Here is a 13357-nt window from a genome sequence, read left to right as displayed (position 1 = left end):
TTTGCCATTTTGCGCTCACGGCTTCGCCCTTCCTTCCGTCAAGATCCTCGGGTCCATATACATCTGGATCAAATCGACGATCAGATTGCACACGATAAACAAGCAGGCCGCCAAGAAAACATAACACTGAATGACCGGAATATCCCGATTGAAGATCGCTTCCACGAAATACCGCCCGAACCCCGGCCACGAGAAGACCTGCTCCACGATAATGCTTCCGGTCAGCAGCCTGCCTATATTCATGCCCATATTGGTGATCAGCGGCATGACCGCGACTTTCAGCGCGTGCTTCAGCACGACCGAACGTTCGCGCAGCCCTCTTGTCCGGGCATATCGCACGTACGTCTCGTCGAGCTGTTCCGACATGGCGGTCCGCAGCAGGCGCGTATACAAAGCGATCAACACGAAAGACAGCGTCAGCGTCGGCAGCACCAGATTGCGCCAATCCCCGCGTCCTTCGACCGGCAGCAGATCAAGCTTGACCGCGAAAAAGAAAATCAGCAGATAACCCAGCCAGAACTGCGGAATCGAAGCGCCGAAATAAGCGATCATGCGGGTTGCGCGATCGATCCAGCCCCGTCGGTACACGGCGGCCAGAACGCCGAGCGGCACGCTGACCAGCACGGAGAACAAGATGCTGCTTACGGCCAGTTCGGCGGTCGCGGGCAGCCTCGTCTTGACCTCGTCCCATACGGGCCGATTGGTCAAATACGAACTGCCGAAGTCCAAACGGGCGATCCGGCCTAGCGTATCGACGTACTGCTGAATCAGCGGACGGTCCAACCCGAACTCGTGCCTCTTCTGTTCCAGCAGTTCGGGCGTCGGATAGATATGGGCCGCCGTCAGATAAGCTTCCGCCGGATCGACCGGGGAAATATGGATAAGCGCGAACGTGACCAGCGTGGCGATAAACACGATCGGCACGACGGCCAACATTCTTTTGCCGATATAACGAATCAATGCTGCGTCCTCCTTGATCAACCGCGCAGCGCTTGTTACGGCGTCTGCGTTTCCAGACCTGCGAACGGATTTTCGTCACGATTCGCGGGGAATTCGAACTTCGTAATCTTCTTCTGATACACGGCCGTTTTCTTGATGTACGAAATCGGCACGATCGCGGACTGCTCCTGCAGCGTCTCCAAAATCGAGCGGTACAGTTCGCGGCGCTTGTTCTCGTCGGTCGAGGACAGCACTTCATGGATGCTCTTGTCCAGCTCCTGCTTCATCGGAATCGCGCTCAGCGTCTCGGAGACGCCGAAGCCCGGACTGGATACCACGTTCACGAAAGAATGCGGGTCGTACGGCGCGCCGTAGTTGTACCAGAAATACAGATCGAAATCGTTCGCTTTGAGGCGCTTGATCTGCACGGTCAGCTCGAGTCCCGTCAGATTGACCTGCACGCCGAGCTGGCTCCATTCCGCTTGAATCGTTTCCGCCATCGCTTTCTGGATCGGGTCGGTCTTCTCGTAGATCAATTCGAACGCAAGCTTCTGCCCGTCTTTTTCACGAACCGTCTGGCCCGCCGGCAGCAGCCAACCCGCTTCGTCCAGCAGAGCCTGCGAATGCGCCAGATCGTACGCGATCGGTGTCAGATCCACGTCGGTGTACGGGTAGTTCTTGGACAGAATCGTATCGGCCGGTTCTTCCAGTCCCGACGTGATGCCTTCGACCATCGCTTTCTTGTCGAAGCCTTGATGCAGCGCCGTGCGAACGCGGATATCCGCCAATTTGGGATTGGACGAATTCAGCAGCAGACTGCGCGTGCCGACCGGATCAGACAATTGGGACGCGTATTTCTCGTTAGATTGCAGTTCTTGAAACGCGTCGAGGCTGATCACGCCTTCGCCGTAAATGAGATCCAGATCGCCTTTTTCGAAAGCCGCTACTCTCGTTTCCGCGTCGGGAATAATCTTGACCGTCACTTGCTCGATCGCCGGCGCTTGGCCCCAATAATTCGGATTGCGCTTGAACACCGCGTATTCGTCCTGCTTGTAGTCGGCGAGCAGCCACGGACCGGTTCCGACCGCCTGCTTCACGCCTTCCGCCGTATCGCCGTTATCCGGGAATCCCGCTTCGCCGAGGAAACGGAACGGCCGAACGACCGACAAATCCTGCAGCACCGGATAATACGGTTCGGTCAGCGTCAGTTTGAATGTATGCTCGTCTATCGCTTCGGTCTTGTCGATCACGCCGACGACGCCCAACCAACCGTGCGTGTCGCGATGTTTGAGCACCGCGTCGAAGTTCTTTTTGACGATCTCGGCGTTGAAGTCGCTGCCGTCGGAGAACTTCACGTTCGGTCGCAGATGGAAGGTATAGCTCTTGCCGTCTTCGGAAATGTCCCAAGATTCCGCCAGCGCCGGCTCCAGCTTGCCGTTCTTGCCGTAGCTGACCAGCGGCTCGTACAGCATCGACTGCGCAAACAGCTGGGAAGGATTGTACGTATGAGGATTCATGGTCCCGATATCGCGAGGCCACGAAATAGTAATCGTCTTGGATGAAGCTTGGTCTTGCGCGGTAGATTCGGCGGTTGCTTTCGGTTCTCCGCTGCCGCTGCAAGCCGTTAAAGCAACTATCAGCAGAAGCGCTCCGATTAGCACCGCTGCCCGGCGATGAATGTTGAACATGCAAAAGTTCCCCTTTTCTTTGTCTTGATAATGATTATCATATTCAGACGTTAGCGTATCGAGCGAAGACTATTTTGTCAATGCTAAGTCATTAATTGCATATTCATGAGATATTAGAGACTCTGATTTATTTAGAAATAAATGGTTTAATTGTTGAGGGATACATCGAATAATGGGAATACCCTTTTATTTAAAAATCCTCTTGATCATATAAATTAGGAAAGGAATGAACAACATGAGAAACCAAAAGCTAGTTCAATCACTTTTCGCCGCTTTATCACTCGTTTTCTTGATTTCAGGCTGCGGTTCCGTAAGCCAAGCTCAAACCGCGGAAGCGCCTGCCGAACCTATAGTGACGACTAGCATGGAACAAGTTTTGCCGGACGGTACAACAATCCCTGTCGAAACGATTCCCGTTGACGAAGAAACCGGACAATGGCTGCGTCAAAAGCAGGCTGATCTGACAAAAACCATTGCCAAAACGGCGGGATTAAACGAAAGCGATGTAATGATTGTATTGGCGGCGCTCGATTCGAATTCGGAAATCACATGCACGATGGTCTTAAATACAGAGGACAAAATCGAAAACAAGCTCGCCGATCAAATTCGGGAACAAGTCATCAAGGCAGTCGAAGAAGACCCTCTCGGCGCCAAAATCCCAAAAGAAAATATTACAATCTCAAACGGCAACGGCCAAGTGATTTAATAAGGTATTTAAGATTAGAGCCGAATAGCAGGTATATAAAGCGATCTTTGAAAACAGGATCGCTTTTTTTGTGTAAAAAAGCGGGCTACGCCTCGGTCAAAAGGCGAAGGATATCAGGCAGTATACTGCTCCAAGCGAGCTTCGCAATGCGTCCTCTGCAGAGTCATACTTCCGCCAAGGCGCGAAGTATATTAGACGATTTTATTAATCGTCATACTTCCGCCCTGTCCGCTCCGCCCCCTTTCCGCTAAAATGACGACACGAGCATCACCCGGATTTTTACAAACGAACTCATATTCTCTACAATACATATCAAGGAAAGAGAAACGGAGGACGGCATCATGGCCAAAGAAAGCTTCGATAAAGAGATCCAATTCCTGCGCCTGCTGGCGCTGACCGGCGGAGGGTACGACCGGCAGCAGTTCGCGGGACGTCTCGGCATCTCCGTACATACCTTCGACAAGACGGTCCGACGCCTGCGCGAAGTCAGCGGAGACGCGGATTTCGCCGATCTGTTCCGCTACGGCTATGCCGATTCGGCCGAGCCGGTGCTGCTGTTCCTGTACCGGGCGAAGTCGATGAAGGAATCGGAGAGCCGCCGTCTGCCGATCCTGCTCACCGCGCTTAGAGATAACCCGCAGACGGCCGCCGAACTGCTCGACGCGTGCTGCGAGAGCCTGCCGCTCGACGCGGCCATGCCGGACGAGAAAACGATCCGCTCCGATCTGCGTTATCTGGAAGAGATCGGCGTGGTGCGCCGCGAACCGGGCGGCCGTCCGTACCGCTACGTGCTCAACAACGAGCTGACCGACTGCCTTTCGCGGAAAGAATTGATCGATCTCTACGAGTTCGTCGACATCATGGCGAATACGCAGATTCCGTCCGTTCAAGGTTATCTGCTGCGCGACAATCTCAAGAAAGCGCTGCGGTCCGCGATTCCCGAAGACGAGTGGAACGACGGGCTGCTGGAACCTTTCGCCTACAAATACCATTACGACGCGCGCATTCTGGACGAGGCGCATCTGTATACGCTGCTGAGTACGATTCGCCGCCGCCGCCGCATCTCGTTCCAGTATTTTTCGCCGAAGAACCGCAAAAGCTACAGCGCCAAAGACACCAACCCGCTGTTCGGCCGCGAAAACGAGCCGCGCCGCGAAGCGACGCTGCCGCTCAAAATCGTCTACGACCACCAATACGGCAGATGGTATCTGATCGGCGCCGCCTCCAAAGGCCGCATCGTCAAGTTCCGTATGGAAGGCATGATCGAGATCGCGGAAGAAGACGCGGTACCGGAGCCTTATTTCGCCGCCCGTCAAGAACAGCTCGAGGAGAAAATGCGCTACAGTTGGTTGATCGACACCGGGGAGACGGTGACGGTTCGCGCCCGCTTCTACCGTCCGCTGGACGGACAAGCCGACTTTATCGAGGAACGGGTGCGTTTGCAGGGACAATGGGGCGAGATCAAAGAAGAAACGCCGGAATCGTTCGTCTACGAGATCCAAGTGAACGGCGTGACGGAAATCCGGCCGTGGCTGCGAGGGTTCGGATCAAGCTGCGAGGTGCTGGAACCCGCGGACCTGCGGCAGTCTTTTATCGAGGAATGGAAGGAGATCGGAGACTACTATGAACCATCCGTTTGAAAAAATATTCAGCTACCAACTGTCGTCGCGGCTCGAAGATACCGGCGTCTACACGCTGACGTCGCAGGAACGCGCTTGGCTCAAAACGATGCTGGATCACCCGGCCGCCGCGGAAGCGCTGGAACCGCGCACGATCGCGAAGCTGCGGGAATGCACGCTGGATGACGAGACGCAGGATTTCGCCGGCGATCTGCTGCAAAAAGCGGGCAGCCGCGAAACGCAGGTCTTCCATCCCCTGCTGGCTCCGATCCGCCGCATCCTGCGCCATCGCCAAGGCATCACGATTCAGTGTCGGACCAAAAAAGGCAAACTCAACGATCCTCAGCTCGGCATTCCGCATAAGCTGGAGTATTCGATGGTCAAACGCGAATGGTATCTGCATTGGTACAATACGGCGACAAGAGCGCCGATGCATACGCGGCTGTGCCATATCGTATCGGTGGAAGAAGACCGGATGGCTCGCGAGCGGTACGAAGAACAGGCGGCGCGCGCGGCGAAACGGTTGTCCGAATGGCGGCGGCACGAAGCGACGATCGAGGTCATCCGGATCTATAACGCCGAGCTGACGCGGATTCTGCACGCGTTCTCCTGCTTCGATAAACGGGTCGAGTTCGACGAAGAAGAGCGCACGTATCGCATCCATCTGACGTTCACCGACAGCGAAGGACAGTTCGTGCTGACCAAGCTGCGTTTTCTGGGTAAAAGAGTGCGTGTAGCCGAAGGCGATTATCTGAAATGGCGGATGCGCGAAACGGCGAGAAAAGCGCTGGCGTTGTACGGAGCGGACGCGGAAAAAGTCCAAGCCGAGCCTCGCGGCGAAGCGGAATCGCCTACTCCGACCGCTTCGGTTCCTGTCGATCGCAATCCTGCTTGATTCCACGCGAAAGGAACATGCCTATGAACCTTCTCGAACGCGTCAAAAAAGTCGAACAAACGGCGCGCAAACCGATGCTGGCGCTGCTGATCGCCGCGCTCGCTTCGACCGGCTTCGCTTCTGCCGAAGCGAGCGCGGCCGCTTCGCTGCGAACCCGCGCGGAAAACGCGTATTTCGCGGGTCGGACCGACGTTCATCTGTACCGGCTCGGCAGCGATGTTACGCCAGAAGAAGCTCGAACAGGAGTCGTTTACCCGAGCCGATACGTTCCTGTCAAAGAGCTGTTCGGCGGACAGGTCGACGCGATTCGTTGGAACCCGGCCGCGAAGACGGTCTCCGTCGTGCAGGGCGGCCGGAGCGCCGTGCTTAATTTCTCGGGCCGCGCGATTCCGCCCGGCGATGGTCAAGTCGTTCTGCCCGCCACTTGGACGAAAATGGACCGCGGCCGCGCGATGATCGACATCTATACGCTGGCTTACGTGTTGGACCGCTACGGCGACGCGTTCGACGACGCGGAGCGCGAAGCGTGGAACCGAAAGCTCGGCTTCCTCGGCATCTCGTCGATCGAGACGATCCCGGACGTTCGCAGTTCGGGGAGTTCGATCTACGTGACGTTCGCGGACGATTGAGGCGCGGCACGACGGTTCTGTTCCATACGAAAAAACGAAAGACGCTCCCGCTATAAATAGCGGGAGCGTCTTTTGGTGTCCGGATCAGGGTCCGGTAAGGTTACTTGTGCGTCGTTACTTTTTCACCGAAGATTTGATCAGCTTCAGCTTGCCGTCCGTCCCGATATCGTACACCTGCACATCGTAGACGTTGGAATGCCGGGCCGCATTCGGCTGCGTATCCGGGTTCCAGTTCGGATTCTCGCGCTCCAAGGCAACTTCGATCCGCGTCGGACCGAGAAGTTTCACTTCCGTATCGTCGCTGACAAAATCTTTGCGCAAAAAGACCTGACCGTTCGCATGGATCGCGGCGATATTCGCTCCGCTTCCGCCCGAAGCTCCCGATTGGTACACGATCACCGTATCGCCGTTCGCGGCGACCGAGAACTGTACCCGCCTGTTCGGGTTGATCGGATCTTGGCTTTTCGCGGTCCAGATCGTTTTCCCGTTTTTCTTTACTATCGGCAGATATGCATCTTTCCGATCGGAGTCCCAAGGAGCCTTATCCACGACCAGCCCGTTACTCAGCTTCGCCGGCAGTTTCTCGGGACTCTGCCACAGCAAGAACGCCGGATACACCTGCGCTTTGTAGTTGCCTTTCGCTTCCGCGCGAATCATCGGAGCCAGTATGAACAGTGCCAGAAGCGTCAACAGCGCCTTTTTCCCGAACGATTTTCTTTTCAATCTTCTTCTCCCCCGTCCAAACGATTTCTTTCTATCCATCAATTCCTAATTGTAACGGATAAATAGAAATCCGAACAGAGCAAGCTACCGATCTCTTCGCATCGTCTTCATCGCGAACGTTATACGAACCGAATCTCCCGCTCGGCCCACTCCGTCTCCTCGTACGCCTGCGCGATGCCGACTTCGCGAATCCGATCCTTCGGCACGGCTTTCTCGCGCAGCGTTCCGACGAACTCGCCGGCAAAAGGCGAAGGATCGGCTTTCACCGTACGGTCGTCGATCCAGTTCAATTGCAGCAGTCCTCCACCGCCGAACGGCTCGGAACCGGGCACGCCGTCTTTGAACCACGGATGTTCGTCTTCTTTGCCGATTCCCGACGCGTTGAGACAGACGTACAGCGAGATGCCGTCGCAGGTCTGAAGAATCTGGCGATGCAGCAGCAGCGTCTCCTGCTCCACGCCCGAATACAGGATCGCGAGGCGCTGTTGGCGCTGTTCTTCGTGGTGCACGAATTCCAGAACTTCTTCGCGCTCCGACTTTTGCAGATCTTCGAACACGCTGTAATACATGCTGCTCAGCAGCGCCGAGTACGGATGTTTTTCTTCCAATTCGTCGACGCCCATTCGGTAGAACGTGATCTTGGGCAGCAGCGGGTATTCGTTGAACGAATACGGCGCATGCAGATGATCGTCCCAGACCGGCGTATCGTCGGGCCGAATCCATCCGCGGTCGTGCTCCGTCACGCCAAGCACGATCGCTTCTTTGGTAACGGCCGGCATGTTCGGCGACTCTTCGACTTTGTCCATTTTGAACCACTCGTCCCGGAATTTCGCCGCGGCTTCTCCGGAAAACCGGGCATGGTCATGCTGCTGCACGAGTACGAATGCTTTTTCGGTTTCGCGTATGATCATTGGTAAGTCCCCCATTCTTCTGTGCGCGTTCGGCCGAAACCGGTCGGCGCGCCGTTTGGCTTGCTGCCGAGTATACGGCTTATTACCCGAAATTCGACCGGATTTCCATAAAGACGCAACGAAAAGCGCTTCCGTTACGTTGTATACAAGAACCCTGTATTGTACTGAAAAGGAGGCTCTTTATGAAACTTCATACCGCTACCCGTGCCCCCGCAGGTTCCGCTCCGTGGATTCGCGACAAAAAGCGTTTCCGCCTCGCGATGATTCTGACCACCGTATTGACGCTGCTGTCGATCCGCTACCCGGGCGTACGTCCGCTGTACGAAGAAGCGCTGCGGGCTCTTCACCTGCCGCTGGCGATTCCTCTGTTCGGCAAAGCGCATATCGTGTACCCCGGATTGATTTTTACGGGCTTTGCCTTGTGGACGCTGTATCTGATCTGGGATTCGCTGAACCGGCACCGGATCATCTTCTGTATCCTGCTTCTCTGGCTGCTGCCTATACTGGGCAAAGCGGCTTTGGCCGGTTATCAAGCGCTGATCCCGCCGGGCGTGTATGCCGTAAGCGCGGATCAAGAGCAGCAGGCTTGCAGCGTCACGTTGGAAAAAGGCTTGGCGACGGGCGACTGCTCGTTCGTCGTGACCAACTACGGCAGCAAGCCGGTCGAGCTGCAATCGAGCGTTGCTTTCGATATCGATCTGAGCGGCAAAGAAACGCATACGCTTACCGTCCCGCTGCGGGATACCCGAATTTCTCCGCGCGGCATCGAAGTAATCGGCGGTTCTTTTTCGCAAAAATTCGACGAGTTGGGCGATCTCTCGGGCACGCTGAGTTGGGGCAATAACGCGCTTGAGTCCGACACCTTCAAGTTGACCGTAAGCGACGGATCGCGGGAACGGGTCTGGGGCGACTAGGCCGTTCGGAAAGCCGTATCGAAAAAATATTTTTCGAAGGAATAGCCCGAAATCCGGCATTTTTCGTCCGAATTTCGGGTTTTTCCCGTCCTTTTCCGAAAACGATTTCTGAACATTATGAGACGTTTGTCGGCAGCCTATTGTAAACCGCTTACAACCCTATTATACTCGAATTGTTCACGACCAATCGAGGGGCATTTTGAAAGGAGTTCAAACGATGAAATTCGGTTATTTCGACGACGCCAACAAGGAATACGTCATTCAGACGCCAAAAACGCCTTATCCGTGGATCAACTATCTGGGGAACGAGCAGTTCTTCGGCTTGATCTCGAATACGGCGGGCGGTTATTCGTTCTATCGCGACGCCCGTTTAAGACGCCTGACCCGTTACCGGTACAACAACGTTCCGCTCGACAACGGCGGCCGTTACTTCTACGTGCACGACGAAGGCGATTATTGGACGCCGGGCTGGATGCCGGTGAAACGCGATCTGGACTTCTACGAATGCCGTCACGGCCTCGGCTATACGTCGATCACCGGTCAGCGGGGCGGCGTCAAAGTCAATCAATTGGCTTTCGTGCCGCTCGGATTCAATGCCGAAGTGTATCGCGTTACCGTGTCTAACGTCGGCGATGTTCCGAAAACGGTTTCTATTTTCTCGTATCTGGAATTCTGCCTCTGGAACGCGCACGACGACATGACCAACTTCCAGCGCAATCTGAGCGTCGGCGAAGTGGAGATCGAAGATTCCGTCATCTATCACAAGACCGAGTACCGCGAACGCCGCAATCATTACGCCTACTATTCCGTCAACCGCAAGATCGACGGCTTCGATACCGACCGCGATACGTTCCTCGGCACTTTCAACGGTCTGGATACGCCGCAGGTCGCATCCGTTGGCAAGTCCGGCAACTCCGTAGCCAGCGGCTGGTCGCCGATCGCTTCCCACGGACTCAAGCTGGAACTGGCTCCGGGCGAAGAACAATCCCTGATCTTCATGCTCGGTTACGTGGAGAATCCGCAGGAAGAGAAATGGGAAAGCCTGAACGTCATCAACAAAAAGCCGGCCAAAGCGATGATCGAAGCGTTCGCGACCGACGAACAAGTCGATCGGGCGCTCGCCGATCTCGCCGCTTATTGGGACGGGCTGCTGGGCAAATATTCGATCGAGAGCAGCGACGACAAACTGAGCCGCATGGTCAACATCTGGAATCCGTATCAGTGCATGGTCACGTTCAATATGTCGCGTTCGGCTTCGTATTTCGAATCCGGCATCGGCCGCGGCATGGGCTTCCGCGACTCCAACCAAGATTTGCTCGGCTTCGTGCACCAGATTCCGGACCGCGCCCGCGAACGGATCATCGATATCGCGTCCACGCAGTTCGACGACGGCGGCGCGTATCACCAATATCAGCCGCTCACCAAGCAGGGCAACAACGAAGTCGGCAGCGGCTTCAACGACGACCCGCTCTGGCTGATCATCGGCACGGCGGCTTATATCAAAGAAACCGGCGATTACGGCATCCTCGACGAAGACGTGCCGTTCGACAGCGGACGTCAAGGCAGCGCGACTTTGTTCGAGCACTTGAAACGTTCTTTCGATCATGTGACGAACAATCTCGGTCCGCACGGCCTCCCGCTGATCGGCCGCGCCGACTGGAACGACTGCCTGAACTTGAACTGCTTCTCCAACGAACCGGGCGAATCGTTCCAGACGACGACCAACCTCGACGGCAAAACGGCGGAATCCGTGTTTATCGCCGGACTGTTCGTCTTCGCCGGACCGGATTATGCGGAGCTTGCGCGCAGACGCGGTCTGGAAGACGAAGCCGCCCGCGCCGAAAACGAGATCGAGAACATGCGCAAGATCACGCTGGAACACGGCTTCGACGGCGATTGGTTCCTGCGCGCTTACGATTACCACGGCGAGAAGATCGGCAGCCGCGAGAACGAAGAAGGCCAGATCTTTATCGAACCGCAGGGCTTCTGCGTCATGGCGGGGATCGGCGTCGAAGAAGGCCTGGCGGAGAAAGCGCTGAATTCCGTGCGCGACCGTCTGGAGACCGACTACGGCATCATGCTCCAACAGCCGGCTTATTCGAAGTATTACCTGAACCTCGGCGAGATCTCGACTTATCCGCCGGGCTACAAAGAAAACGCCGGCATCTTCTGCCACAACAATCCGTGGGTCACGATCGCGGAGACGGTCATCGGCCGCGGCGACCGCGCGTTCGAGACGTACAGCAAGATCGCTCCGGCTTATCTGGAAGACATCAGCGAAGTACACCGCATGGAGCCTTACGTTTATTCGCAGATGATCGCCGGCCGCGACGCCGTGCGCGAAGGCGAAGCCAAGAACTCTTGGCTGACCGGTACGGCGGCTTGGAACTACGTGGCGATCACGCAGGCGATCCTCGGCATCCAACCGGATTACGACGGCCTGCGCGTCGATCCTTGTATCCCGCAAGCTTGGGACGGCTACAGCATCGCGCGTTCGTTCCGCGGCGCGGAATACAAGATCTCGATTCAGAACCCGAACCATGTCTCCAAAGGCGTCAAGTCCGTCACCGTCGACGGTTCGCCGATCGAAAGCAATGTGCTGCCGGTGTTCGAAGCGGGCAGCAGCCATGAGGTTGTCGTGGTGTTGGGCTAGTTTTGCTCCAATCGCATCGAAAAGATCAAGAGACCGCTTTTATGGCGGTCTCTTTTTGCGTGACGAAAGGTCCGCTTAACCCGGGCCCAGATGGAACTTTTTCTCGCAGATCGCCTGCGCCCCGTCGCCTCGAGACATATGGGTCGCGACCTCTTCGCCGTCGTAAAAGATTTTGCAGCTGATCCATTCGGCGTCGTCGGCCGCGTCGGCTTGAAGCCGTACGGAAGGAAGCGGGATGAAGGCGTCTTTGCTGACTTCGAACGTTTCCCGGTAAGGAAGTTCGATCGTATCGTACGAAGCGCTTTGCGGATTTTTGCGCGCGTCGATCTCCGCTTTGAAATTCGCAGCGGAATCGCCGTCGCTTTCGACGAGCACCTCGACGCGGATCGCGTCGCTGGCGGCCGTATCGGCGACCGTCGTCGGCTGCGCGGGATCGGCCGAATCCGGACTCGCGCTTTGCGGAACTCCCGAAAATCCGCAAGCCGAAAGCAGGAACAGGACAAACAACGAGATCGTCCCGATCAGAAAAGTCCGTTTCGCGGGAAAGATCCGGTTATGTTTTTTCATCTTTTTCGCTCTCCTTTTGTTCGTAATAAAAAGCCATCATCTGATCCACGTAGTCCGTCAAGCCGCTATCGAATCCGATAACGGCGGGTTCTTCTCCGGTTGTCGGCTTCATCCATTCCCAATAGAGGTCGAGCAGCTGCCGGTCGCCTTCGAACATCTCCGCAGATACCGCATCGATCCGGCCCGCAAGCGCTTGAGCTTCCGCGGAATGCGGCGAGGAAGACCTCATTTCCGCCGCCTGACGGAATAACGCGAGCAGCGGCTCCAAGCGTTCGTCGCCGCTTCCCCACACCGGGAGCCTTTGCAGAATCGCTTTTTGCGTCGGCGTGACCGGCAGTTCGTCGCCGAATTCGGCCGCTACGACGCCGTCGACCAGAGGACGACCGTTCAGACCTTCGATGACGCCCAACAGATCGTTCATGCCGTTCACTCCTCGGAGCCGAAGAATATCGATCGCCGAGCGAAGATAATACTGTTTGCGGCTTAATTCTTCTTTTTGCTTCTCCATCAGCTCGATTTGTCGGTGCAGCGAATCCAGCCAGTCTTCGCGTTCGCCTTCGACTTTTTGCGTTCCGAGCAGTTCCCGGATCTGCCGAAGCGTATACCCGATCGATTTGAGCAGCAAAATCCGGTGCAGGCGAACCACGGCGGATTCGTCGTAATACCGATAGCCGTTCGCCTCGATCGCGCTGGGCTTCAGCAGGCCGATCTGTTCGTAGTAACGCAGCGTTCGTTTGCTGAGGTTGGTTTTTTTCGCCAAAACGCCGATTCGAATCACAAGTTTCCGCCCCTTCCGTGTTTAGGCCGTGTACGCAAACTTAACGACGTGCATCTTTAGCCGCCTTTTCGCCCTCCACCGCGTCAGTGCCCCTTGACGTGCCCCGGCACGCCTTCGGAACCCTTCCTTGTTGAGCACGAAAATTCGTCTAAATCTGCTTCCTTCGAAGTTTGCGTACACGCCCTAGTCTAAACGGTGACGTATACGTAACGGTCAAGCTGTTTTCTTCAACAAGGCGGACGGGTATGCCTGCTTTTTGCGGGTATCGGGCTGCCGATTCGGATGTGCCGCAATCCCGGCGGCTAAACGACGGCACGCCAAAAAGGAGCCTTTAT

At 56.1% G+C, this 13357-nt stretch carries 12 protein-coding genes; 6 read left to right on the top strand and 6 right to left on the bottom strand.

Annotated elements, in window-relative coordinates; translation table 11 throughout:
- Nucleotides 1-15: 15 nt before the first annotated feature.
- Together nikB and nikA are read right to left on the bottom strand one after the other, a co-directional pair.
- On the bottom strand, nt 16-960 hold the full coding sequence (nikB, locus tag CDO73_RS10265; protein WP_088488429.1) for a nickel ABC transporter permease: 945 nt from the start codon (nt 958-960) through the stop codon (nt 16-18).
- 35 nt (nt 961-995) lie between these two features.
- Nucleotides 996-2627 (bottom strand): nickel ABC transporter substrate-binding protein, encoded by a 1632-nt coding sequence (gene nikA / locus CDO73_RS10260; RefSeq protein WP_088488428.1) that lies wholly within the window; start codon nt 2625-2627, stop codon nt 996-998.
- A 235-nt stretch (nt 2628-2862) separates the two neighbouring features.
- Here nikA and CDO73_RS10255 point away from each other — a divergent pair, with 235 nt between their 5' ends.
- The 4 genes from CDO73_RS10255 (at nt 2863) to CDO73_RS10240 (ending at nt 6476) form a co-directional block, all read left to right on the top strand.
- Entirely contained in the window at nt 2863-3333 is a 471-nt protein-coding gene (locus tag CDO73_RS10255) for a hypothetical protein (RefSeq protein ID WP_088488427.1), read from the top strand.
- 341 nt (nt 3334-3674) lie between these two features.
- Nucleotides 3675-4973, top strand: a complete 1299-nt coding sequence (locus CDO73_RS10250; protein WP_088488426.1) for a helix-turn-helix transcriptional regulator — start codon at nt 3675-3677, stop codon at nt 4971-4973.
- Nucleotides 4957-5847, top strand: coding sequence for a WYL domain-containing protein (locus tag CDO73_RS10245; RefSeq protein ID WP_088488425.1), 891 nt, complete (start codon nt 4957-4959; stop codon nt 5845-5847). The genes CDO73_RS10250 and CDO73_RS10245 overlap by 17 nt, the downstream gene beginning before the upstream one ends.
- A gap of 23 nt (nt 5848-5870) precedes the next feature.
- Nucleotides 5871-6476 carry a hypothetical protein gene (locus tag CDO73_RS10240; RefSeq protein ID WP_088488424.1) on the top strand — a complete coding sequence of 202 codons (606 nt, stop codon included), beginning with the start codon at nt 5871-5873 and terminating at the stop codon, nt 6474-6476.
- A 114-nt stretch (nt 6477-6590) separates the two neighbouring features.
- Here CDO73_RS10240 and CDO73_RS10235 read toward each other — a convergent pair whose 3' ends face one another.
- Nucleotides 6591-7199, bottom strand: a complete 609-nt coding sequence (locus tag CDO73_RS10235) for a hypothetical protein (RefSeq protein ID WP_088488423.1) — start codon at nt 7197-7199, stop codon at nt 6591-6593.
- Between the two features lie 119 nt (nt 7200-7318).
- Nucleotides 7319-8110, bottom strand: coding sequence for a DUF3891 family protein (locus CDO73_RS10230; protein WP_179218658.1), 792 nt, complete (start codon nt 8108-8110; stop codon nt 7319-7321).
- A gap of 182 nt (nt 8111-8292) precedes the next feature.
- Here CDO73_RS10230 and CDO73_RS10225 point away from each other — a divergent pair, with 182 nt between their 5' ends.
- Together CDO73_RS10225 and CDO73_RS10220 are read left to right on the top strand one after the other, a co-directional pair.
- Nucleotides 8293-9024: a hypothetical protein gene (locus CDO73_RS10225; RefSeq protein ID WP_088488421.1), complete on the top strand. Its 732-nt coding sequence runs from the start codon at nt 8293-8295 to the stop codon at nt 9022-9024.
- A gap of 217 nt (nt 9025-9241) precedes the next feature.
- Nucleotides 9242-11677: a glycoside hydrolase family 94 protein gene (locus tag CDO73_RS10220; RefSeq protein ID WP_088488420.1), complete on the top strand. Its 2436-nt coding sequence runs from the start codon at nt 9242-9244 to the stop codon at nt 11675-11677.
- A 75-nt stretch (nt 11678-11752) separates the two neighbouring features.
- Here the strand turns inward: CDO73_RS10220 and CDO73_RS10215 are convergent, their stop codons facing one another.
- Complete coding sequence (locus CDO73_RS10215) at nt 11753-12244, bottom strand: hypothetical protein (protein ID WP_088488419.1); 492 nt, start codon at nt 12242-12244, stop codon at nt 11753-11755.
- Entirely contained in the window at nt 12231-13022 is a 792-nt protein-coding gene (locus CDO73_RS10210) for a MerR family transcriptional regulator (RefSeq protein WP_088488418.1), read from the bottom strand. Before CDO73_RS10210 ends, CDO73_RS10215 begins: the two co-directional genes overlap by 14 nt.
- Nucleotides 13023-13357 lie beyond the last annotated feature (335 nt).

Source organism: Saccharibacillus sp. O23 (assembly GCF_002205895.1).
In the GTDB taxonomy this organism is placed as follows: domain Bacteria; phylum Bacillota; class Bacilli; order Paenibacillales; family Paenibacillaceae; genus Saccharibacillus.
This window is presented reverse-complemented; position numbering and strand designations above follow the sequence as displayed.

Coding starts and splice junctions, on each gene's coding strand:
- nikA (WP_088488428.1), bottom strand. CDS start 2,627: ATGTTCAACATTCATCGCCGGGCAGCGGTGCTAATCGGAGCGCTTCTG.
- CDO73_RS10255 (WP_088488427.1), top strand. CDS start 2,863: ATGAGAAACCAAAAGCTAGTTCAATCACTTTTCGCCGCTTTATCACTC.
- CDO73_RS10215 (WP_088488419.1), bottom strand. CDS start 12,244: ATGAAAAAACATAACCGGATCTTTCCCGCGAAACGGACTTTTCTGATC.
- CDO73_RS10220 (WP_088488420.1), top strand. CDS start 9,242: ATGAAATTCGGTTATTTCGACGACGCCAACAAGGAATACGTCATTCAG.
- CDO73_RS10245 (WP_088488425.1), top strand. CDS start 4,957: ATGAACCATCCGTTTGAAAAAATATTCAGCTACCAACTGTCGTCGCGG.
- CDO73_RS10225 (WP_088488421.1), top strand. CDS start 8,293: ATGAAACTTCATACCGCTACCCGTGCCCCCGCAGGTTCCGCTCCGTGG.
- CDO73_RS10230 (WP_179218658.1), bottom strand. CDS start 8,110: ATGATCATACGCGAAACCGAAAAAGCATTCGTACTCGTGCAGCAGCAT.
- CDO73_RS10240 (WP_088488424.1), top strand. CDS start 5,871: ATGAACCTTCTCGAACGCGTCAAAAAAGTCGAACAAACGGCGCGCAAA.
- CDO73_RS10250 (WP_088488426.1), top strand. CDS start 3,675: ATGGCCAAAGAAAGCTTCGATAAAGAGATCCAATTCCTGCGCCTGCTG.